Source organism: Limnohabitans sp. 2KL-51 (genome assembly GCF_003063645.1).
Lineage (GTDB): Bacteria > Pseudomonadota > Gammaproteobacteria > Burkholderiales > Burkholderiaceae_C > Limnohabitans_A.
On record NZ_NESJ01000010.1, the window covers coordinates 127,990 to 150,219 of the forward strand.

Below are 22,230 nucleotides of genomic sequence, written 5' to 3' on the forward strand. Positions count from 1 at the left end.
TGTAGGAGCGCACCCCTGTGCGCGAATGGCCTTCATGCTCACGGTTTTAAAAAATCCTTGAGCGCCAGCAACACGCCTTCTGGTGCTTCGGTCATGAGCGAATGGCCTGCGGAGAGCTTGACCACTTGGGGTTTGGCGCAAAGGTCAATCAGGCTTTGCGCTGCCTTGGGCGGCGTCATCTGGTCGGCGCTGCCCAGCACAAACAGGACGGGGCAGGCCACTTGCGGCATGGCCGCTTCTGCGCCTCGGTAATCATCACAGGCCTTGAAGCCGGTGTGGAACACGTTGACCTGTGTGTTGCTGGCCAACACACGGCGCATCAGCGCCTTGCTGCCGCCATAAAGCCAGGTGCCGGGGCCCAAGGCCGAAGGCGGTGGGGCCAACGTGGAATGCGAAAAACTGTTGACCATGTCTATGGCCTTGAAGGGGGCGCTGACCGACAAATCGAGCAGGGCGGGTGAGACGCGCATCGGGTAGGCCGTGCCCACCATCACCAGGTGGCTCACGCGCCCGGGGTGGGCTTGCGCGTCGCGAGCCGCCGCTTCCAGGGCGATGAGCGAACCAAAGCTGTGGCCGATCAGCGCAGCCTTTTCAATCTTCAGCGTATCCAGCAGCGCGATGACGATGTCGGCGGCTTCTTCCGCGGTTTGCGGCGGCGTACCTGCACTTTTGCAGTGCCCGGGCATGTCAATGGCCAGCACGTTCCAGCCGTGGTGCGCCATGTAGCGGGTTTGCAAAATCCAGACGCTGTGGTCGTTGAGCACGCCGTGGATGAACACGGCGGTAGGCTGCTCGGGGTTGAAGGGCTTGCCGCCGGTGTAGGCGTAAAGCGGGTGTGTGGGCAGTTGGATGTGCATGGTGTTGGGGTGTTCAAAGGTCCGGGATCAGGCGTTTGCCCATGCTGACGACCTGGTCGTCGCGATAACCCAGCGATTCGTAAAAAGCCAGCACTTGGGCGTTGCTGGCACGCACTTGCAAATTGATTTTGGGGCAGCCGGAAGCCAGTAACAGGGCTTCGCCGTGCTGCATCATGGCCTTGGCGTGGCCTTGTCTTTGGTGGTCCGGCGAGATGGCCAGGTAGTTCACCCAGCCGCGATGGCCTTCGTAGCCGAACATGGCGCTGGCCATCAAGCGGCCTTGCACTTCACCTACCAAAAACAGGTCTGGGCGCACTTGCAACTTGCGGGCGATGTCCTTGTAGGGATCGTTCCAGGGACGGGTCAGATCACAGCTTTGCCACAAAGCCACCACGGCGGCTTCATCAGAAGTTTGGTAGGCGCGGATCTGCATGGGGATCAGGCCTTTTCTGCGGCTTTCAGGGCTTTTTTCAGGTCGTCAATCAGGTCGGCCGGATCTTCCAGGCCAATCGACAAGCGGATGGTGCCGGGGCCGATGCCGCCTGCGGCCAGTGCTTCGTCCGTCATGCGGAAGTGCGTGGTGCTAGCCGGGTGGATCACCAGGCTGCGGCAGTCGCCCACATTGGCCAGGTGGCTGAAGATCTTCAGGGTTTCGATGAACTTTTGGCCTTGGGCGCGTGAACCCCTGATGTCGAAGCTGAACACCGAGCCCGCACCGCGAGGCAAGAGCTTTTGCGCCAGTGCATGCGAGGGGTGACTCTCGAGCATGGGATGGCCCACGCGGCTGACCAGCGGGTGCGCCGCCAGAAACTCGACCACCTTGGCGGTGTTCTCCATGTGGCGCGCCATGCGCAGGGGCAGGGTTTCGATGCCTTGCAAGATCAGCCAGGCGGTGTGCGGGCTCATGCAAGCCCCAAAGTCGCGCAGGCCCTCGCGCCGGGCACGCAGCAAAAAGGCGCCCACGGTGCTTTCTTCGCTGAAGACCATGTTGTGAAAGCCTTCATAGGCTTGGCTCAGTTCGGTAAATTTGCCCGATTTGTCCCAGTCAAAACTCCCTCCATCAACCACCACACCGCCCACCACCGTGCCGTGGCCCGACAAAAACTTGGTGGCCGAGTGGTAGACCAGATCGGCCCCGTGGTCAAAGGGCTTGATGAGCCAGGGCGAGGTGAGGGTGGAGTCAACCAGCAGCGGCACACCCGCTTCGTGCGCAATGGCGCTCACCGTCTCGATGTCCAGCACGTCCATGCCGGGGTTGCCCACGGTTTCGCCAAAAAAGAGTTTGGTGTCGGGCTGCACAGCGGCCCGCCAGGCGTCCAGATCGCCGGGTTTGACAAAGGTGGTACGGATGCCAAAGCGGCTCAGGGTGTAGTGCAGCAGGTTATGTGAGCCGCCGTACAAAGCGCTGGAGGCCACGATGTGGGAGCCCGCGCCCATGAGGGTGGCAATGGCCAGGTGCAAGGCCGCTTGACCGCTGGATGTGGTGATGGCCCCGATGCCTCCTTCAAGGGCTGAGATGCGCTGCTCCAGCACCGCGTTGGTGGGGTTGCTGATGCGGCTGTAGACGTGGCCCGGGCGCTCCAGATTGAACAGCGCCGCGGCCTGGTCGCTGGATTCAAAAACGAAAGAAGTGGTCAGGTGGATGGGCACTGCCCTAGCGCCCGTGCTGGGGTCGGGAGCGGCACCCGCATGCAGGGCCAAAGTGTCAAAACCGGGATCACTGTAACCAGCCATGGGTTGTCTCCGAAAAAAGAAAAGGCCAGCGTGTGCGAATCGCTGTGCACGCCATACATTGTGGGCTATATTAAATCTTCGTCTTTTACAAACAAACCGCAGGAGAGATGCCATGAAAGTCAATGATATTTTGCGCGTCAAGGGCAGCACCTTGTTCACGGTCAAGCCTGATGAATTGTTGGCCTCCGCTCTCAACGCCATGGCCGAAAAAGACATCGGCTCTTTGGTGGTCATGTCCCATGGACAACTTGTGGGCATGCTGACGTTTCGCGAGGTGATCCAGCAAGTGGTCAAAAATGGCGGTCAAGTGGGCCAGACCACGGTGCTTGAAGCGATGGACGCCCAGCCGATGACTTGCAGCAGTGACACCGATCTGGACGAGGTACGCCGCATCATGCTGGAGCGCCACGCCCGCTACATGCCCATCATGGATGGGTCCACCTTGATGGGCGTGATCAGCTTTTACGATGTGGCCAAAGCCGTGGTGGACAGCCAGGACTTTGAGAACAAGATGCTCAAGGCCTACATCCGCGACTGGCCCGACCAGGAAAGCAATACGGCCCCCACCTGATCCGCCAGCAACCCGTCTTCTTCAGCATGGGGTGATGGTTATCCCTGAGGAGACTCCGGTTTTTTGTCTGTTGTGGGCATGAACACAGGTATTTTTTAGAATTTACTGGGTAATAACATGCAATAATATTTGAGTACTAAAATATTAAAACACTGAGAGGTGTTTTTACTCAAATGATCCAACGTAAAGTTTGGCATGCCTGCTTGGTGTTCACGGCCCTGCTGGGCGGCTGGCCCGGTGTTTCTGTGGCCACTGAGTTAAAACTGGCCGATGCCCTGAGCCTGTCGGCAACCCACCACCCGAGCGTGAAAGCCAAGCAGGCCGAGGTGCAAGCGGCGCAGGCCGATCTGGAGACCGCCAAGTGGTCGCGCTTTCCCACCGTGAGCACCGAAGCCACCGCTTCGGGTGGTCGCCCTCAAGCGGCCTTGCTGGTCCAGCAGCCGCTTTGGGCGGGCGGAAAAATTGACGCCCAAAACCGTTTGGCACTGGCCCAACTCAAGCTTGTTGAGGCGGGCCTGCAGGAAACACGCAACAGCCTGATGCAACAAACAGGACAGCAGTTTTTTGAAGTGCTGCGCTGGCATCAACGTTTGGACGTGGCCCGTAAAACCGAGGACGAACACCGCAAGCTGCTGGAGTTGATCCAACGCCGCGTAGCGGCCGAGATCAGCCCATTGACCGATCAGGTGCTGGCTTCTGCGCGTTTTCAGCAAGCCGTTTCCGAACGCATCCAGTTTGACCGTTCCAGACAAACGGCGCAGTTGGCATTGCAGCAATTGGTGGGCGAGCCCTACACGGCTTTGAAAGCACCCACCCGCTTGGCCCTGCCTCAGCAGGACGTTGGCGTGGCCATTGAGGCGAGTAAAACCCACTCGTCCGAGTTGCTGCGCTGGCGCACCCAGCAAGAGGTTGCACAAGCACAAATCGACATGGCCCAAGCAGGCTTGTATCCGACGGTTGCCTTGGCCCATCGACAGAATTTAGGTGGCCAAGACAATCCAGCGCTGCCCAACCGCACCTATTTGTCCCTGCAGTTTTCGCCAGGCCCAGGTCTGTCAGCCCGCAGCGCGGCAGCCGCAGCGCGTTCGCGTCTGGAAAACAGCCTGCAAAACACCGTGGTGTTTGAGCGCCAGCTCGAGCAGCAGGTGCGCACAGCCTTGGCCGACCTCGACGCCTTGGCCCAACAGGTCGAACCGGCCCGCTTGCTGGTTGCGGCCACAGAAGATGTGGTGGCCTCTTATTTACGCCAATACCAGATTGGCAAGAAAAACTGGCTGGATGTGCTCAACGCCCTTCGCGAGAGCGCTCAAGCCCATTACAGTGCGGTCGATGTGGCCTCCAGCACCCAGTCGCTGCAACTGCGCCTGATGCTGCTGACCGGGCCCATGAGCGCCCCAGCGCTCGGCCAGCTCCATGACTGAACAAGACAGTGCATCCAGCATGATGCTGGACCGCAACTTGGCGGTGGTCTTGTCGCGTTTGGCAGGACTTTTGGGCCAGGCCGTGCCTTCGCACCGTTTTGGCATGATGTCGCGCACCACCGACGGCCTCATGGTCGACCACCTCAGCCGAGAGGAGCGGGTCAAAGCGTGGTGGTTGGGCCGCTTTCCCACGGCGCACATCCATGCGGTAGACCCCAAAAACCTCAAGTCGTCCGATTTCCCGCTGCTTTGGGTGGGCTCTGAAGGCGAGCAGGTTTTGTTGGTGCGCGGAGGATCCGGTCGTCACCGCCTGACTTGCGAGGACCCTGAAGGACATCCCTGTGTCTTGCCCATGGCCGATGCGCGGCAAGGCCGCTTGTTGAAGCTGAGCATCATGCCCGCCCGCCCGGGGGAATCCGGTCACCGTGCCCTGAGCGCGACCGACTGGTTTGTCACCTCGATTCGGCGCTACCGCGCGGTGTTTTTTGAGGCCGTTGTGGCCACCTGCGTGATCAGTTTGGTGGGGCTGGTGGCGGCTTTGTACTCGATGCAGGTCTACGACCGGGTGATTCCGACCAAGGGCTATTCCACCTTGTGGGTACTGACCATTGGCGTGGTCATTGCCATCCTCATGGAGTTGGTGCTCAAACAGGTGCGGGCCTTCATGGTTGACCGCGCCTGCAAAGCGATTGACCAGGAGTTGTCGGCGGTGTTTTTCGGCAAAGCGCTGGACATCCGCATGGACGCGCGGCCCAACACGGTGGGCACCTTCGCATCTCAAATCCGGCATTTCGAATCGGTGCGCAATTTCTTGACCTCTTCGAGCCTTTTCATCATGGCCGACTTGCCTTTTGCCATCTTGTTTGTGGGGGTCATCGCCATCATCGCCGGCCAGGTGGCGCTGGTGCCCATGGTGGCTGTGCCCCTGGCGGTGTTGGCGGGAATGGCGTTTCGCGGCTCGATCGAAAAATACACCGGCTTGCACATGAAGGAATCGAATGAAAAGAATGGCTTGCTGATCGAGGCCATCGACGGGATCGAATCGGTCAAGGCCGCCAACGCCGAGTGGAAGATGCTGGACCGCTGGCGCAGCATGACCGCGACCATGGCCGACAGCGAGCTGAAAATGCGCCAGTTCTCCACCTTGTCGAGCAACCTGACGCAAACCATTCAGCAATTGAGCTACGCAGGCATGATTGCCGCAGGCGCCTATGCCATCAATTCGGGGCACCTGACCATGGGCGGCTTGATTGCTTGCTCGATCATCTCGGGCAGGGCATTGACGCCCGTGGCGCAACTGCCTGGCTTGATCGTGCAGTGGCAACACGCCAAAATCGCGCTCAAATCGCTGAACGGCATCATGGCCATGCCCAGTGAGCGCGAGCAGAGCGAACGCCTGTTGGTCCCCGAGCTGTGCCGGGGCGAGATCAAAATGAACAAGGCCACGTTTTCATATACCAAGGACCTGCCGGGTCTGGACGTGGCCCAGCTGCAGATCGCGCCCGGCGACCGGGTCGCCATTTTGGGCTCGGTGGGCTCGGGTAAAACCACCTTGGTCAAGTTGTTGTCGGGCTTGTTCAAGCCCACCTCGGGACAGGTTTATCTGGACCAGGTGGACATGGTCCATCTGGCCCCTGAATTCGTGCGCGAACATGTGGGCTATTTACCCCAAGACGTGCGCCTGTTCAACGGCACTCTGCGGCACAACCTGACCCTGGGTTTGCCCTTGCCCAGTGACAGCCAGATTTTCAAGGCCGCCGCCATGACGGGCCTCGATCAAGTGATCCAGAACCACCCAATGGGCCTGGAGCTGGAAATCGCCGAAGGCGGGCGCGGTTTGTCGGGCGGTCAGCGCCAGTTGGTGGGCCTGACCCGTATGTTGCTGGCCTCGCCCAAAATTTTGCTGCTCGATGAGCCCACCGCCTCCATGGATGCCAAACTTGAAAACCGCGTGATGCAACACCTGTTTGATCACATGCCCACCGATTCGGCCATCGTGGTGGTCACCCACAAGCCCTCGGTCTTGTCCTACGTGAGCCGCATTTTGGTGGTGGACAAAGGCCGGGTGGTGCTGGATGGCCCGCGCGATGAGGTGCTCAACCGTTTGAGTCAGCAGGCCAGCAGCCGTCCTGCTTTCACCAGCACCCAAGGAACTGTGGCATGAAGATTTTCTGGTTTTTAGGACCCTCCGATTCCGACCACCAACGCGAAGACCTCAGCGGCGTATTGCGCGGCTCGCGTTGGGCCTTATGGTCGCTGCTGTTGACCTGCGTGGTTTTTTTTTCGTGGGCTTACTTTGCCAAAATTGACCAAATCACCCGTGCTCCTGGATCGGTGATTTCAAGCGCTCGTTCACAAATCATCCAATCCCAGGACGGCGGCGTGATCGAAGAGCTGATGGTCCGGGAAGGCGATGTGGTGCAACGCGATCAGGTGCTGGTCAAGATCGACGGCACTCGCCAACAGTCCAGTTACCTGGAAACCAGGGCCAAGTCGGCTGGCTTGGCCATCACGGTAGCGCGGCTGCATGCCGAGGTGCTGGGGCGTGAGCCGAATTTCCCGCCCGAGGCCAAGGCTTATCCTGAGTTCCGCGACACGCAGAGCATGTTGGTCAAAAAGCGCCAGTTGGCCATCCAGGACGAGCTGCAGTCTTATGAAAACATCAAAGACATTGTGCAAAAAGAGCTGAACATGACGCGGCCCCTGCTCAAGACGGGCGATGTGAGTGCGACCGAGGTCTTGCGTTTGGAGCGGCAAATTGCCGACACCCAGGCGCAAATCACCAACCGTAAAAACAAGTATTTTCAGGACACCCAGGCAGAGCTGAGCAAAGCCCTTGAAGATCTGGCGGGCGTGCAGCAAATCATGGCCCAGCGCAAAGACCAGTTGATGCAAACCGAGTTGCGTGCGCCTTTGCACGGCATTGTGAAAAACGTGCGGGTGACCACGCGGGGCGGCGTCATCCGTCCGGGCGAAGAGGTCATGCAAATCGTGCCATTAGAAGAGGACCTGGTGATCGAGGCCAAAGTCAGTTCGGCTGACATCGCGTTCATCAAAACGGGCATGAAGGCCACGGTCAAGATCGACGCCTACGACTACACCATCTATGGGGACTTAGGTGGCATCTTGTCCTACATCAGCCCCGACACCTTGTCGGAAAACCTCCAGCAAGGCGAGCAACCCTATTACCGGGTGCAGATCAAGACCGATGGGCGCAAGTTCAGCGGCAGGCCCGATCAAAAACTGGATATCCAGCCGGGCATGACCAGCATGGTGGAGATCAAAACAGGTTCCAATACCGTGCTCAATTATTTGGCCAAACCGGTTGTCAAAACCTTGAACCAGTCGCTGGGCGAGCGTTAAGTTGCAGCCAAAGCGGCTTCTTGACACTGGCCCACTCAAGGCGTGGGCCGGCTCTGGGATAATAATCATCCATGAGCGGCAATACCTTCGGACAACTTTTTTCGGTCACCAACTTTGGTGAATCCCACGGCCCGGCCATTGGCTGCGTGATCGATGGCTGCCCCCCGGGCATGACGCTTTCCGAGGCAGACATCCAGCCCGACCTGGACCGCCGCCGCCCCGGCACCAGCAAATTCGTGACCCAACGCAACGAGCCCGATGCGGTGCAGATCTTGTCGGGCGTTTACCAGGGCCTGACCACGGGCACCCCGATCTGCCTGCTGATCAAAAACACCGACCAGCGCAGCAAGGACTACGGCGACATCCTGCAGACCTTTCGTCCGGGGCATGCCGACTACACCTATTGGCGCAAATATGGCTTGCGCGACCCTCGAGGCGGTGGGCGTTCATCGGCTCGCTTGACGGCCCCCATGGTGGCCGCGGGCGCGGTGGCCAAGAAGTGGTTGAAAGAAAAATTTGGCACCACCTTTGTCGGCTGCATGACCCAAATCGGTGAGGTGCCGATTGGCTTTGAGAGTTGGGACCATGTGCTGAACAACCCATTTTTTGCCCCGGTGGCCGATGTCTCGACCTTGGAGGTTTACATGAACGCGCTGCGCAAATCGGGCGATTCGTGCGGTGCACGATTGCGCGTGGTGGCACGGGGCGTGCCCGTGGGCTTGGGCCAGCCGCTGTTTGACAAGATCGACGCCGACATCGCTTACGCCATGATGGGCATCAACGCCGTCAAGGGGGTGGAGATCGGCGCGGGCTTTGGCTGTGTGACGCAAAAAGGCAGCACTGCAGGGGACACGCTCACGCCCGAGGGCTTTGTGGGCAACAACGCAGGCGGTGTGCTGGGCGGCATCAGCACCGGCCAAGACATTGAGGTGTCGATTGCTGTGAAACCCACCAGCTCTATCTTGATTGCTCGCGACTCGATCGACGCTGCGGGCCAGCCCACAGAAGTCCTGACCAAAGGCCGCCATGACCCCTGCGTAGGGATCCGTGCCACCCCGATTGCAGAGGCCATGCTGGCCTTGGTCGTCATGGAACACGCCTTGCAGCACCGCGCACAATGCGGCGATGTGGCACACGACTTGCCGCCCATTGCTGCCGCCAAGCCTTAAGGCATGACGCCGCGCAATCAGCTCATGCCTTTTGCCGCCCTGTCGGCCAGCTACTTTGCGCACATTGGGTTTTTTAACCCCTATTTGCCGCTGTGGTTGCAGGACATGGGCCTGAGCCTGCTCACCATCAGCGTGCTCACGGCCGTGCAGGCCACAACCCGTTTGTTTGCACCCTACGCATGGGGGGCCATCAGCGATCGCACGGGCGAGCGGGTCAAGCTGCTGCGGATCGGGGCGGGGGTGGCGTTTGCCACGTCCTGCCTGCTCTTTTGGGATTGGGGGCCCGTCGGCTTGGGTCTGGTTTTGCTGCTGATGTTCACCCACACCAGTGCCATGATGCCCATGAGCGAGGCGGCGATGGCTCACCTGGTCAGTCAAAACGGCACGTTTGATTCCAAGCGCTACGGCCGGGTGCGGTTGTGGGGTTCCATGGGTTTTTTGGTCACGGTATTTGTGGCCGGGGCCTGGTTCGAATCTTTCGGTATGAAGCACTTTCCTGGTTGGACCGTGTTCAGCCTGGGCGCGGTGCTGCTGAGCGTGTGGTGGATGCCCGACATCAAGGAGGCCGCCCACCCGGTGCGCGAGCACGTGTCGGTCATACCGGTGCTGAGGCAAAAGGCGGTGAAGTGGTTTTTTGCTTCCACTTTCTTCCATGTGCTCTCGCACATCGGCATTTACGTTTTCTTCTCCCTTTACCTGGACTCATTGGGCTACAGCAAAACAATGATTGGGGTGCTGTGGGCGCTGTCGGTGGCGGTAGAAGTGTTGTGGTTTTTCAATCAGTCCAGGTGGCTGCCGCGCGTGCCCTTGACCGGCTGGCTGGTGGCCTGCTCGGCTGTCATGCTGCTGCGCATGGGCCTGACGGCCAACTGGGCCGATGTGCTGTGGGTCTTGTTGTTGGCGCAAACCCTGCATGCCATCACTTTTGCAACGCACCACACCGTCTGCATTGCCCTGATTTCGCACCATTTTCCAGGCCGCATGCGCGGACGTGGTCAGGCGCTGTACACCGTGGTGGCCTATGGTTTTCCGGGGGTGATTGGGGCTTTACTGGGCGGTTTGCTCAGTGAGCGTTGGGGTTTGCAAAGTGTGTTTGTGGCCAGCATGGTGACCAGCGCTGTGGCCACCGCGGCAGCTTACAAGGTCTGGCGTTTGCAGCACCCCAAGCCCAAAGGGCCCGGCTGAAGCGGCTGGGCTGTCTGCCACCGTTTTTGATACCCGGTTTTGCGTGCGCTCAGTCCTTTCTTCAACACCTTCGTTCAGTTATTGATGCCATCCCAACCCATGTCTGCCGTCGACTTGCCTGATTTTTTGCCCCTCGAACTGGCCTTGGCTTTGGCTGGGGCCGAGCGCCACGAGACTTCTTGCCAATCGGCCCGAATGGTCTGGCACGCTTGGGGTTCTGTCGCTCAGCCAACGCTGGTTTTGCTGCATGGCGGCAGCGGCAGCTGGACGCATTGGGTGCTTTCCATTGCGCCGCTGCGCGATGCGGGTTGGCGCGTGTTGGTGCCCGACTTGCCGGGCTTTGGCGACTCGGACCTGCCTGCGGGCTGCACCGATGTGAACGACTTGCCTGAGCATTTGCATGCAGGTCTGCACCAATTGAAAGACGCGGGTTTTTGCGCTGGGCCGGTGAGCGTCGCGGGTTTTTCATTCGGGGGCATGGCCGGAGCCTTGTGGTTGGCCGAGCACCCTCAGGATGCGGCGCAATTGGTGCTGGTGGGAGCACCAGGCATGGGCCTGGCGGCACCCGATCGCACGCCTTTGAAGGGTTGGCGACACCTGCAAAGCCCCGAGGCGCAAGAGTCGGTTCACCGCCACAACCTTTTGGCCCTGATGCTGCAGGCCCCCGAAGCGTTGGACGACCTGGCGCTGAGTCTGCACAGCGCCAATGTACAGCGCGACCGCATGCCCCGCCGGCGCTTGTCTTCGACCGACTTCGTGGCGCGGGTTTTGCCGCAGGTGCCCGCACGGGTCAGCGCCATTTTTGGCGAACATGACGCGCTGTACCGGGGTCGCTTGTCAGAGCTGGCTGCAGCCTTGCCGCTGATGGCCAGTCGCTGGGGGTGCTGGCAAGTCGTGCCGGGTGCTGGTCATTGGGTGCAATATGAGGCAGCGGCGCTTTTCAATGCGGCTTTGCAAGACGCCCTCAGCGCTGAGCCCAAGACTTAAATAAGGAGAGGGTGGAGTCGTCAAAAAAAAGCGGGCGTCAGGTGGGCTGCAAAGCATGCAGCAACTCGGTTTCGATCTCGATTTGCGCACGGTTGTGCTGCAAGGCCGGGCCGCTGATGAGGAAGGTGTCTTCTACCCGCTCGCCCAGGGTGCTGATCTTGGCCAAGTGCAGGTGGATGCCATGCTGGGCCAGTACGCGGGCGACGCTGTAGAGTAAACCGATGCGGTCGCTGGCCGAGATGCTGAGCAGCCATTTTTGGCCTTGCTCGTCCGGGTGCAACGTCACCCGAGGCGTGACTGGGAAACTCTTGACGCGGCGCGATACCCGGCCGCGAGACGGCGAGGGCAGGGGGCCGTGCTTTTCCAGGGTCTGTGTCAGACCCGACTCGACCATGCTCATCAGCTCGCGGTAGTGCTCGGGCAGCATGGGCGTGACGATCTGGAAGGTGTCCAGCGCCCAGCCGGTGCGTGTGGTGTGGATTTTGGCGTCCAGAATGCTGAAGCCCGCTTGGTCAAAGTGACCGCAGATGCGGGCGAACAAATCCGTTTGGTCGGGTGTGAACACCAGCACCTGCAAACCTTCGCCGACCGGGGAGTGCCTGGCGCGCACGATGGTGCGTGACTGTTCTGGCGCGTTCATGGCCACATGGCGCGAGAGCTGGCGCGCATGCCAGGCGATGTCGGAGGCATCGTGGCGCATGAAGTAGCTCAAGTCGAGAGTATCCCAAAACGCCTTGTGCCCTTCGTGAGGCTGGGCCTGGCGTGCCAGCTCGATCAGGGCCTCGCGTTTGCGCGCTTCCACCTCGGCAGTGGCATCGGGGGCGCGGCCACCCAGCACGCGCAAGCACAATTTGTACAGGTCTTCCAGCAGTTTGGCTTTCCAAGCGTTCCAGACCTTGGGGCTGGTGCCCCGGATATCGGCCACGGTGAGCAGGTAAAGGGCTGTCAATCGGCGCTCGTTGCCCACGCGCTGGGCAAACCGTGCGATGACTTCGGGGTTGCCCAGGTCTTCTTTTTGCGCCACGCGGCTCATGGTCAGGTGTTCACTGACAAGGAATTCGATCAGCTGCCCGCCCTCCTTGCCAACCTGGTGCTGACGGCAAAAGGTGCGCACCTCGGTACAACCCAGTTGCGAGTGGTCGCCACCACGGCCTTTGGCGATGTCGTGGAACAAGGCAGCGGCGTACAAAATCCAGGGCTTGTCCCAGCCGCTGGCCAATTGCGAGCAAAAGGGGTATTCGTGCGAGTGCTCGGCCATGAAAAAGCGCCGCACATTGCGCAGCACCATCAGGATGTGCTGGTCCACCGTGTAGGCATGAAACAGGTCGTGCTGCATTTGCCCCACGATGCGCCGAAACACCCACAGGTAGCGCCCGAGCACCGAGGTCTCGTTCATCAGACGCATGGCATGGGTGATGCCGTGGGGCTGTTGCAGAATTTTCAGAAAAGTCTGGCGGTTCACCGGATCGGCCCGAAAGCGCCCGTTCATGATGGCGCGCACGTTGTACAGCGCGCGCAGCGTGCGGGCCGACAGGCCTTTGAGGCCGGGCGTGGCCTGGTAAAGCAAAAAGGTCTCGAGGATGGCGTGTGGGTGCTTTTGATAAAGGTCGTCGCTGGCCACTTCGATCAGCCCAGCTTTTTCAAAAAAGCGCTCGTTCAAGGGGCGAAAGTGGTCAATGCTCTCTCCGCGCTCGGTTTTGAGTCGGTCTTCGATGTTGAGCAGCAAGATTTGGTTGAGTTGCGTCACCGCTTTAGCGGCCCAATAGTATTGGCGCATCAGTTTCTCGCTGGCGCGCAAGGCCAGCCGACCCTCGGGCGTGATGTCCGAGGCATAGCCAAAGGTCTCGGCCACATTGGTTTGAAGGTCAAACACCAGGCGGTCTTCACGCCGTTTGGCTTGCAGGTGCAAGCGGGCGCGGATCAGGCCCAGCAGGGCTTCGTTGCGCTTGATTTGACGCGCCTCCAGCGGTGTGGCCAGGCCTTTGCGCGCCAACTCGTCCCAGCTGTGGCCCAGGCCTGCGGCGCGGGACACCCACAAAATCATCTGCAGGTCGCGCAAGCCTCCGGGCGACTCTTTGCAGTTGGGCTCCAGTGCGTAAGGCGTGTTTTCAAATTTGGTGTGGCGCTGGTGCATTTCCAGGGTCTTGGCCACCATAAAAGCCTCCGGGTCCATGGCCGCCTGAAATTGCTTTTGGAATTCGGTGAACAGTTTGGTGTTGCCCGTCACTCGGCGTGACTCCAGCAAAGAGGTTTGCACCGTGATGTCCTTGGCCGATTCTGCCAAGCACTCGTCCAGGCTGCGAACGCTGGAGCCAATTTCAAGGCCCGTGTCCCAGCAGCTGCCGATAAAGCGCTCGAGTTGCGCCTGCAGCGTTGGATCGCTCTCCGGGGTTTGGCCCGGAGGCAGCAAGACCAGCACATCCACGTCTGAGTGCGGGAACAGCTCGGCGCGGCCAAAACCGCCCACCGCCACCAGGGCCAGGTCAGTGGCAAAGCCTGCGTTTTGCCACAACTCGATCAGCAAGCCATCTGCCAAAATGGCCAGTTGTTTGAGGGTTTGCTTGTGACCCCGCAAGGCCGAGCCGCTATTGGCCAGGACTTGCAGCACAGCCGCCTTGTCGCGTTTGTAAGTCTCGCGCAGCGCGATCAGATCGGCCGTATCGGCCAAATCTGGCGAAGGGGCCTGGCCGCTCATGTCAGGCCGCGGCTGGGGAGGTCACAAAAGCGGGCACGGCGGGTGTGCCAACCGAGACGGTGAGCACTTCGTAGCCGGTTTCGGTGACCAGCACCGTGTGCTCCCATTGGGCCGACAGCGAATGGTCTTTGGTCACGATGGTCCAGCCATCGCCCATTTCCTTGATGTCGCGCTTTCCGGCGTTGATCATGGGCTCGATGGTGAAGACCATGCCCGCCACCAATTGCGTGAGCGTGCCGGGTTTGCCGTAGTGCAGCACCTGGGGTTCTTCGTGGAACACCTGGCCGATGCCATGTCCGCAAAACTCGCGCACCACCGAAAAGCCGTGGCCTTCGGCAAACTTCTGGATCGCGTGACCGATGTCGCCCAGGTGGGCGCCAGGTTTGACCTGCTCAATGCCTTTCCACATGGCGTCGTAGGTCAGCGTGGCCAGGCGCTTGGCCGCAATTGAGGCTTCGCCGACATGGAACATGCGGCTGGTGTCGCCATGCCAGCCATCCTTGATGACGGTGATGTCGATGTTGACCGAGTCGCCTTTTTTGAGTGGCTTGTCGTTCGGGATGCCGTGACAAACCTGGTGGTTGACCGAGGTGCAGATCGACTTGGGGTAGGGCTTGTAGCCTCCAGGCGCGTAGTTCAGCGGGGCTGGAATGGCTTGCTGCACATCGACGATGTAGTCGTGGCAGAGCTTGTCGAGTTCGTTGGTGGTCACGCCGGGCTTCACATAAGGAGTGATGAAGTCCAGAACTTCCGAGGCCAGGCGGCCTGCCACGCGCATGGCTGCGATGTCGTCGGTATTTTTGATGGTGATGGTCATGATTAGATTATCCCATTGGGTCAGTGTGGACGCCTTTGTGGCACTTCAAAACCATGGTCGCTGCTCGTCCAGTGACCCTCGGGTAAACACCGATTCTGGATTTGTCGGCCTATTTGTATTCTGTATACAGACATGAACTTTTCGCTCCTCCAACTCACTGCGGCACCGGACCTGGTTGAACAGGTGTACAGCCGTTTGCTTGACGCCATCAGCGAAGGAACCTTGCCGCCAGGTGAGCGTCTGACGCAGGAAGACCTGGCCCAGCGCCTGGCTGTGTCTCGCCAGCCGGTATTGCAGGCCCTGCGTTTGCTGAAAAAAGACGGTTTTGTCGAGGATGCCCCAGGCCGAGGCGTGCGTGTCACGCAGCTCGATGTCGGTTGGATTGCCCAGGTCTACCAAGTGCGTGGCAGCCTGGATGCGCTGGCCGTGCGGCTGGCGGCCGAACGCGGTGCCCGGCTGGATCCGGACGTGCTGCGCCAGGGGCGCCTGGCCGAAAGCGGGCGCGACGTGCAAGCCCTGATCCAGGCCGACCTGGCCTTTCACCGCGCCATTTACCAAGCCTCTGGCAACCCACTCATCGCGCAAAGCATTGACCTGCATTGGCACCACCTCAAGCGCGTCATGGGCGCCGTGCTGCAATCTTCGCAACAACGACAAACTGTGTGGGACGACCACGAAGCCATTGCGCAGGCCATTGACGCGGGTGATGCCGATTTGGCCGTGCGCCTGGTGCAAAAACACGCCCACGAGGCCAGCGTGCAGCTCACCGCCCGATTGACTGAACAAATTCAACACCTCAAAACAGGAGCACTCCATGAAACTGACCCCCGAACAACTGGAACAATTTGACCGTGACGGTTATTTGTTTTTCCCAGGGCTCTTCACCCCCGAAGAAACCAAAAATCTGAACGATGCCGTGCCCGAGTTGTACAGCCGCCGCGAGGCCTACAACGTCCGCGAAAAAGGCAGCGAAGCCGTGCGCACCAACTTTGCAGCCCACATGTACAGCGAGCCCTTTGCCAAGCTGGCACGCCACCCCCGCATGATCGAGCCGGTGCAAGACCTGTTTGGCGAAGCGCTTTACATGCACCAGTTCAAGATCAACGGCAAGATGGCCTTTGAAGGCGATGTGTGGCAGTGGCACCAAGACTACGGCACTTGGCTCAACGACGACCTGATGCCCACCGAACGCGCCATGAACGTGGCGATTTTCTTGGACGATGTGAACCCCTTCAACGGCCCGCTCATGTTCATCCCCGGCAGCCACAAAAAGGGCGTGGTCGAGGCCAAACACGATTTGTCCACCACCAGCTACCCGCTGTGGACGGTGGACAACGACCTGATCCGCCAATTGGTGCAACGCGCTGGGGACAAGGACGGCGGCATCGTCAGCCCCACCGGGCCAGCAGGCTCGATGATCTTGTTCCACAGCTGCCTGGTGCACGCCTCCACCAGCAACCTTTCGCCCTGGAACCGGGTGAGCGTGTACCTGAGTCTGTGCGCCGTGTCCAACCACATCCGCCGCCACAAGCGCCCCGAATACATCGCCCACCGCGATTTCACCCCCATCAGCTGCCTGCCTGACGATTGCTTAGTGAACAGCTACCCGGTCGATCTGCCTTGGAAAAACGGCATGCCCGACAGCGCTTTGCAAACCTCCCTCGACAAACTGAAAGAAGCCGCATGAACCTGCACGCCAAACTCCTCCAGCGCGCTGCAGAAAACCGCCCCATCCGCATCGGCTTGATCGGTGCGGGCAAATTCGGCTCCATGTATTTGGCGCAGATTCCCCGAACGCCCGGCGTGCACTTGGTGGGTATTGCCGACCTGTCTCCCGACGGTGCCCGAGCCAACCTGGCCCGCGTGGGCTGGAACCCCGAGCGCCTCACGGCCACAAGTCTAGACGACGCCGTCAAACACGGCACCACCCATGTGGGCGACAACTGGCAAAGCCTGGTGCGCCACCCTGCAATCGACGTGATCGTGGAGTGCACCGGATCGCCCCTGCACGCGGTCGACCACATCCTGGAAGCCTTTGCACACCGAAAGCATGTGGTCAACGTCACGGTGGAAGCCGACGCGTTTTGCGGCCCCTTGCTCGCCACCCGGGCTCAGACCGCTGGCGTGGTCTATTCACTGGCCTTTGGCGATCAGCCCGCACTCATTTGCGATTTGGTCGATTGGGCCCGCACCTGTGGTTTTCCGGTGGTGGCCGCAGGCCGTGGCCACAAATGGCTGCCGCACTTTTGCGAATCCACGCCCGAGACCGTGTGGGGCTATTACGGCCTGAGGCCTGAGCAGGCCGAGCGAGGGGGCCTCAACCCCAAAATGTTCAACAGCTTTCTGGACGGCTCCAAGCCCTCGATTGAAAGCACGGCGGTGTCAAATGCCACCGGCTTGGGTGTGCCCAGCAACGGTTTGCTCTACCCACCTGCCAGCGTGGAAGACATCCCTTATGTCACCCGCCCCATCTCGGAAGGCGGTGTGCTCGAACGCAAGGGCATGGTCGAGGTGATCTCGAGCCTTGAGACCGATGGCCGCAAAATCCCCTACGACATCCGCATGGGCGTGTGGGTCACGGTCGAGGCCGAGACCGATTACATCAAGAACTGCTTTGAAGAGTACAACGCCCACACCGACCCGTCGGGCCGTTACTTCACGCTCTACAAGCGCTGGCACCTGATTGGCCTGGAAGTGGGCGTGAGTGTGGCGAGTGTGGCCCTGCGCAACGAACCCACCGGCGTGGCCATCGGCTGGAACGCCGACGTGGTGGCCACCGCCAAGCGCGACTTGAAGCCCGGCGACATGCTGGACGGCGAGGGCGGCTACACCGTCTGGGGCAAGCTGCTGCCGGCCGCGACCTCCAAGCGCATGGGCGGCATGCCACTGGGATTGGCGCACGGCGTGAAAGTGCTGCGCCCTGTGGCCAAAGGCCAAAGCCTGACCTGGGACGACGTGGCCATGGACACCAGCACCTATGCTTACAAAATACGGCGCGAGATGGAGGCGAGTTCTGTGTTGGGGTGAGGCTTGATGGGGACTTTCGTGTGGTAATAAGACAGTCCGCTGTAGGTCGGCACCTTCAGGTCCGACATTTCCGGGCATGGCATAAGTCCATGTCGGGGCTGAAGCCACCGACCTACAAATAATGAGTTTCCGTAGGTCGGCACCTTCAGGTCCGACATTTCCGGATTTGGCAAAGTTCCTAGTCGGGACTGAAGCCATCGACCTACAAGTTAAAAGACCGTTAAGTGCTTGATTGGACCGGATTGACCGAGTGATACAGACCGTTCTTTTTCAAAGTCATCCTGAACTGTCTTTGATCTGTCCATCGAGCCCAGAAAACAGGGTTTCCCCCGTTAAAATACCGCCTTTGCCGGCCAGCCCCAGTCAGCGGCCCCGGAATGACGGTTTTCTGTCCCATTACAAGGCCACCCTGTGTCCCTGCACATCACGACTTTTGAAGGCGCCAGCGCCCTCAGCGACTTTCGTATTGCCCAGCTTTTGCCACGTTTGGCAGCCATTTCGCCGCTAATTCTGGGCATTTCAGCCCGTTTTGTTCACCTGGTGGCCACCACTGAGCCCCTGCAAGACGGCCAAAAGCAAACCTTGTCGGCCTTATTGACCTACGGCGAGCCTTACACGGGAGTGGTCGATGGCCCCCTGATCGTTGTCAGCCCCCGTTTCGGAACCGTCTCCCCTTGGGCTTCCAAAGCCACCGACATTGCGCACAACTGCGGTTTTACCCTGCGCCGTGTGGAGCGCTTGACCGAATACCGGTTGACCATGAAATCGGGCTTGCTCAGTACGGCCAAATTGACTGCGGAGCAACTGGGCCAAGTGGCAGCCACGCTGCACGACCGAATGACCGAGTCGGCCATGCCCAGCCGCGCCGAGGCGGCGGCCTTGTTCACCGCCTTGGAGCCTGCGCCCATGGACCATGTGGACGTGTTGGTCGGCGGACGCACCGCTTTGGTGGATGCCAACAAGGCCTGGGGCCTGGCCTTGGCTGAAGACGAAATCGATTATCTGGTCACCGCTTTCACGGGTCTGAAGCGCAACCCCACTGATGTGGAGCTGATGATGTTCGCGCAGGCCAACAGCGAGCACTGCCGCCACAAGATTTTCAACGCCGAGTTCACCATCGACGGCGTGGCCCAGCCCAAGAGCCTGTTCGGCATGATCCGCCACACGCACCAGCTCAGCCCTCAGCACACCGTGGTGGCGTATTCGGACAACGCTTCGGTGATGGAAGGCCACACGGTGGAGCGTTTTGTCGCCAGAACTTCAGGGCAGGGCGCGGCTTATCAGAGCGAACAAGCCTTGCACCATGTGCTGATGAAAGTGGAAACGCACAACCACCCGACCGCGATTTCGCCTTTCCCCGGTGCGTCCACGGGCGCGGGCGGCGAGATCCGCGACGAGGGCGCAACCGGTCGCGGCTCCAAGCCCAAGGCCGGTTTGAGCGGTTTCACCGTGTCCAAACTCTGGGGGGGTATGTCGGACCAAGCGGGCGGTAAACCCGAGCACATCGCCAGCCCTTTGCAGATCATGACCGAGGGCCCTTTGGGTGGCGCGGCCTTCAACAACGAGTTTGGCCGGCCCAATTTGCTGGGCTATTTCCGCGAATACGAACTGACGGTGGACGGCGTGGTGCGCGGTTACCACAAGCCCATCATGATCGCGGGCGGTCTGGGGCAGATCGACGCCGAGCAAACGAAAAAAATTGAATTTCCGGCGGGCAGTTTGCTGATCCAGCTGGGCGGTCCCGGCATGCGCATCGGCATGGGCGGCAGCGCGGCCAGCTCCATGGCCACGGGCACCAACGCCGCCAACCTCGACTTTGACTCGGTGCAGCGCGGCAACCCCGAGATCGAGCGCCGGGCGCAAGAGGTTATCAACCATTGCTGGGCGCAAGGTGCCCACAACCCGATCCTCGCCATCCACGATGTGGGCGCGGGCGGTTTGTCCAACGCCTTCCCCGAGCTGACCAACGACGCAGGCCGGGGCGCACGCTTTGATTTGCGCGCCGTCAGGCTCGAAGAATCCGGCCTGTCGCCCAAAGAAATCTGGTCCAACGAAAGCCAAGAACGTTATGTGATGGCCATTGCGCCCGAGTCATTGCCGCAGTTCACCGCCTTTTGCGAACGCGAGCGCTGCCCGTTTGCAGTCATTGGCGTGGCCACCGAAGAGCGCCAGTTGGTGCTGGAAGACAAAGGGCATGAGTCGCCCGTGGATATGCCCATGTACGTGCTGCTGGGCAAACCGCCGAAAATGCACCGCGATGTGAGCACCGTGACGCGCCAATCGCCTGCCATGGACTTGACGGGCGTGAGCTTGCAAAAGGCCGTGATCGACGTCCTGAGCCACCCCACCGTGGCGTCCAAGCGATTCCTCATCACCATTGGCGACCGCGCTGTGGGCGGTCTCACGCACCGCGACCAAATGGTCGGCCCTTGGCAAGTGCCGGTGGCCGATCTGGCCGTGACCCTGGCCGACTACCAAGGCTTTGCCGGTGAAGCCATGAGCATGGGCGAGCGCACGCCGCTGGCTTCGCTCAATGCCGCAGCCTCAGGTCGCATGGCCGTGGCCGAGGCCATCACCAATTTGCTGGCTGCACCCATCGAGTTGCCCCGCGTCAAGATGTCCGCCAACTGGATGGCCGCTTGCGGCGAGCCGGGCGAAGACGCCGCTTTGTACGAAACCGTCAAGGCGGTAGCCATGGAACTGTGTCCGGCGCTCGACATCTCGATCCCGGTGGGCAAAGACAGCTTGTCGATGCGCACGCAGTGGACCGACAACGGTCAGACCCACAAGGTCATCTCGCCCGTCAGCCTGATCGTCACCGCCTTTGCCAGTTTGCCCGACGTGCGCGGCACTTTGACGCCGCAGCTGGACGCTAAGACTGATGACACCAGCCTGCTTCTGATCGACCTAGGCCAGGGCCGCAACCGCATGGGCGGCAGCGTTCTGGGTGAGGTGTTGGACCAGTTTGGCGACAGCGTGCCAGATCTGGAAGACCCGAAAACCTTGGTCAGCTTGGTCAAGGCCGTGAACGCCTTGCGCGCCAAGGACCAGATCTTGGCCTACCACGACCGCAGCGACGGCGGCTTGCTGGCCGCCGTGGCCGAAATGGCGTTTGCAGGCCATGTGGGCGTAGCGCTCAATGTGGACATGCTGGTCACCGAAGGCGATGGCATTTCTGACAGCCGCGCCGACCACGGCGACGCCAAGAACTGGGCCGGCCAAGTCAGTGCACGCCGCGAAGAACTCACCCTCAAAGCCCTGTTCAACGAAGAGCTGGGTGTGGTGCTGCAGGTACGCACGGCTGAGCGCAATGCGGTGCTGCAAACCCTGCGCGAACACGGCCTGTCCAAGCACACGCATGTGATCGGCAAGACCAGACCCGCTCAGTCCACCATCCAAAAAGGCGTGGGCGAACTCAGCATCTGGCGCGACACCAAAGAAGTGTTTGCCGCCAAGCTCCCAGACCTGCACCAAGTCTGGGACAGCGTGAGCTGGAAGATTTGCCAGCAGCGCGACAACCCCGCTTGCGCCGACGCCGAACACGCCGCCGCAGGCCGCGTCGACGACCCCGGAATGCATGTGGTGCTGAGCTTTGAACCGGCAGACAATGTGGCCGCACCGTTCCTGAGTTTGTCACGCCCCAAAGTAGCGATCTTGCGCGAGCAGGGCGTCAACTCGCATGTGGAAATGGCCTACGCCTTCCACAAAGCCGGTTTTGAGTCGCACGACGTGCACATGACTGACCTGCAATCGGGCCGTGCCAACTTGGCCGACTTCCAGGGCCTGGTGGCTTGTGGCGGTTTCAGCTACGGCGACACGCTCGGCGCGGGCATTGGCTGGGCGCGCAGCATCACCTTCAACCCGACTTTGGCCGATCAGTTCAAAGGGTTCTTTGGCCGCACAGACACCTTTGGTCTGGGCGTGTGCAACGGCTGCCAGATGTTTGCCGAACTGGCCGACATCATCCCTGGTGCACAAGATTGGCCACGCTTCACCACCAACCATAGTGAGCGGTTTGAAGCGCGTCTGTCCATGGTCGAAGTGTTGGAATCACCCAGCCTGTTTTTGCAAGGCATGGCGGGCAGCCGCTTGCCGATTGCCGTGGCCCACGGCGAAGGCTTTGCCAACTTCAAGCACCGGGGCAACGCGGCGCAGGCCATTGCGGCCATGCGCTTTGTGGACAACCACGGTCAGGCCACCGAGCAGTATCCGTTCAACCCCAATGGCAGCGCGGGCGGCCTGACAGCCGTGACCACCGCCGACGGGCGTTTCACGGCCATGATGCCGCACCCCGAGCGCGTGTTCCGCAACGTGCAGATGAGCTGGACAAGTGGTGACATCAGCGCCACCAGCCCTTGGCTGCGCGTGTGGCAAAACGCCCGCAAGTGGGTGGGCTAAGTCCGT

General features: G+C 60.6%; 16 protein-coding genes. 11 read left to right on the forward strand and 5 right to left on the reverse strand.

The features are described from left to right. Positions 1-38 precede the first annotated feature (38 nt). The 3 genes from B9Z49_RS12280 to B9Z49_RS12290 are packed head-to-tail and all read right to left on the reverse strand — an operon-like array spanning position 39 to position 2,591. Entirely contained in the window at positions 39-857 is an 819-nt protein-coding gene (locus B9Z49_RS12280; protein WP_108353723.1) for an alpha/beta fold hydrolase, read from the reverse strand. Positions 858-870: 13 nt separating this feature from the next. Beyond that, a complete protein-coding gene (locus tag B9Z49_RS12285; RefSeq protein WP_108353724.1) occupies positions 871-1,290 on the reverse strand; it encodes a GNAT family acetyltransferase in 420 nt (139 codons plus the stop codon). Between the two features lie 5 nt (positions 1,291-1,295). After that, positions 1,296-2,591 (reverse strand): O-acetylhomoserine aminocarboxypropyltransferase, encoded by a 1,296-nt coding sequence (locus B9Z49_RS12290; RefSeq protein ID WP_108353725.1) that lies wholly within the window; start codon positions 2,589-2,591, stop codon positions 1,296-1,298. 112 nt (positions 2,592-2,703) lie between these two features. Between B9Z49_RS12290 and B9Z49_RS12295 the strand changes: the two genes are divergently transcribed. From B9Z49_RS12295 to B9Z49_RS12325, 7 genes are all read left to right on the forward strand, one after another. Then, entirely contained in the window at positions 2,704-3,162 is a 459-nt protein-coding gene (locus tag B9Z49_RS12295) for a CBS domain-containing protein (RefSeq protein WP_108353726.1), read from the forward strand. Positions 3,163-3,335: 173 nt separating this feature from the next. Beyond that, positions 3,336-4,583, forward strand: coding sequence for a TolC family protein (locus B9Z49_RS12300; protein ID WP_108353727.1), 1,248 nt, complete (start codon positions 3,336-3,338; stop codon positions 4,581-4,583). Then, the gene (locus tag B9Z49_RS12305; RefSeq protein WP_199225052.1) at positions 4,576-6,747 is read left to right on the forward strand and encodes a type I secretion system permease/ATPase; all 2,172 of its coding nucleotides are present in this window, start codon (positions 4,576-4,578) and stop codon (positions 6,745-6,747) included. Before B9Z49_RS12300 ends, B9Z49_RS12305 begins: the two co-directional genes overlap by 8 nt. Beyond that, positions 6,744-7,946 (forward strand): HlyD family type I secretion periplasmic adaptor subunit, encoded by a 1,203-nt coding sequence (locus B9Z49_RS12310; protein WP_108353729.1) that lies wholly within the window; start codon positions 6,744-6,746, stop codon positions 7,944-7,946. The genes B9Z49_RS12305 and B9Z49_RS12310 overlap by 4 nt, the downstream gene beginning before the upstream one ends. Positions 7,947-8,017: 71 nt before the next feature. Continuing rightward, the gene (aroC, locus tag B9Z49_RS12315; RefSeq protein WP_108353730.1) at positions 8,018-9,115 is read left to right on the forward strand and encodes a chorismate synthase; all 1,098 of its coding nucleotides are present in this window, start codon (positions 8,018-8,020) and stop codon (positions 9,113-9,115) included. 3 nt (positions 9,116-9,118) lie between these two features. After that, positions 9,119-10,300: an MFS transporter gene (locus B9Z49_RS12320; RefSeq protein WP_108353731.1), complete on the forward strand. Its 1,182-nt coding sequence runs from the start codon at positions 9,119-9,121 to the stop codon at positions 10,298-10,300. A gap of 99 nt (positions 10,301-10,399) precedes the next feature. Next, complete coding sequence (locus tag B9Z49_RS12325; RefSeq protein WP_108353732.1) at positions 10,400-11,287, forward strand: alpha/beta fold hydrolase; 888 nt, start codon at positions 10,400-10,402, stop codon at positions 11,285-11,287. Positions 11,288-11,324: 37 nt separating this feature from the next. On the opposite strand, the gene B9Z49_RS12330 is transcribed toward B9Z49_RS12325, so the two are convergent. Next, entirely contained in the window at positions 11,325-13,982 is a 2,658-nt protein-coding gene (locus B9Z49_RS12330) for a [protein-PII] uridylyltransferase (RefSeq protein ID WP_108353733.1), read from the reverse strand. 1 nt (position 13,983) lies between these two features. Next, on the reverse strand, positions 13,984-14,799 hold the full coding sequence (gene map, locus B9Z49_RS12335; RefSeq protein WP_108353734.1) for a type I methionyl aminopeptidase: 816 nt from the start codon (positions 14,797-14,799) through the stop codon (positions 13,984-13,986). 132 nt (positions 14,800-14,931) lie between these two features. Here map and B9Z49_RS12340 point away from each other — a divergent pair, with 132 nt between their 5' ends. The 4 genes from B9Z49_RS12340 to purL all read left to right on the forward strand — a co-directional run bounded on the left by B9Z49_RS12340 (position 14,932) and on the right by purL (position 22,224). Beyond that, a complete protein-coding gene (locus B9Z49_RS12340; RefSeq protein ID WP_108353735.1) occupies positions 14,932-15,648 on the forward strand; it encodes a GntR family transcriptional regulator in 717 nt (238 codons plus the stop codon). Then, on the forward strand, positions 15,614-16,486 hold the full coding sequence (locus B9Z49_RS12345) for a phytanoyl-CoA dioxygenase family protein (RefSeq protein WP_108353736.1): 873 nt from the start codon (positions 15,614-15,616) through the stop codon (positions 16,484-16,486). Before B9Z49_RS12340 ends, B9Z49_RS12345 begins: the two co-directional genes overlap by 35 nt. Next, entirely contained in the window at positions 16,483-17,826 is a 1,344-nt protein-coding gene (locus B9Z49_RS12350) for an NAD(P)H-dependent oxidoreductase (protein ID WP_108353737.1), read from the forward strand. Before B9Z49_RS12345 ends, B9Z49_RS12350 begins: the two co-directional genes overlap by 4 nt. A 411-nt stretch (positions 17,827-18,237) precedes the next feature. Then, positions 18,238-22,224: a phosphoribosylformylglycinamidine synthase gene (purL, locus tag B9Z49_RS12355; protein WP_108353738.1), complete on the forward strand. Its 3,987-nt coding sequence runs from the start codon at positions 18,238-18,240 to the stop codon at positions 22,222-22,224. Positions 22,225-22,230: the final 6 nt, after the last annotated feature.

What these genes read in the sequence shown, in the direction of transcription:
- B9Z49_RS12320 (WP_108353731.1), top strand. Translation starts at nt 9,119, where the DNA reads ATGACGCCGCGCAATCAGCTCATGCCTTTTGCCGCCCTGTCGGCCAGC.
- B9Z49_RS12310 (WP_108353729.1), top strand. Translation starts at nt 6,744, where the DNA reads ATGAAGATTTTCTGGTTTTTAGGACCCTCCGATTCCGACCACCAACGC.
- B9Z49_RS12330 (WP_108353733.1), bottom strand. Translation starts at nt 13,982, where the DNA reads ATGAGCGGCCAGGCCCCTTCGCCAGATTTGGCCGATACGGCCGATCTG.
- B9Z49_RS12295 (WP_108353726.1), top strand. Translation starts at nt 2,704, where the DNA reads ATGAAAGTCAATGATATTTTGCGCGTCAAGGGCAGCACCTTGTTCACG.
- B9Z49_RS12340 (WP_108353735.1), top strand. Translation starts at nt 14,932, where the DNA reads ATGAACTTTTCGCTCCTCCAACTCACTGCGGCACCGGACCTGGTTGAA.
- aroC (WP_108353730.1), top strand. Translation starts at nt 8,018, where the DNA reads ATGAGCGGCAATACCTTCGGACAACTTTTTTCGGTCACCAACTTTGGT.
- B9Z49_RS12280 (WP_108353723.1), bottom strand. Translation starts at nt 857, where the DNA reads ATGCACATCCAACTGCCCACACACCCGCTTTACGCCTACACCGGCGGC.
- B9Z49_RS12325 (WP_108353732.1), top strand. Translation starts at nt 10,400, where the DNA reads ATGTCTGCCGTCGACTTGCCTGATTTTTTGCCCCTCGAACTGGCCTTG.
- B9Z49_RS12350 (WP_108353737.1), top strand. Translation starts at nt 16,483, where the DNA reads ATGAACCTGCACGCCAAACTCCTCCAGCGCGCTGCAGAAAACCGCCCC.
- map (WP_108353734.1), bottom strand. Translation starts at nt 14,799, where the DNA reads ATGACCATCACCATCAAAAATACCGACGACATCGCAGCCATGCGCGTG.
- B9Z49_RS12305 (WP_199225052.1), top strand. Translation starts at nt 4,576, where the DNA reads ATGACTGAACAAGACAGTGCATCCAGCATGATGCTGGACCGCAACTTG.
- B9Z49_RS12345 (WP_108353736.1), top strand. Translation starts at nt 15,614, where the DNA reads ATGAAACTGACCCCCGAACAACTGGAACAATTTGACCGTGACGGTTAT.
- B9Z49_RS12285 (WP_108353724.1), bottom strand. Translation starts at nt 1,290, where the DNA reads ATGCAGATCCGCGCCTACCAAACTTCTGATGAAGCCGCCGTGGTGGCT.
- B9Z49_RS12300 (WP_108353727.1), top strand. Translation starts at nt 3,336, where the DNA reads ATGATCCAACGTAAAGTTTGGCATGCCTGCTTGGTGTTCACGGCCCTG.
- B9Z49_RS12290 (WP_108353725.1), bottom strand. Translation starts at nt 2,591, where the DNA reads ATGGCTGGTTACAGTGATCCCGGTTTTGACACTTTGGCCCTGCATGCG.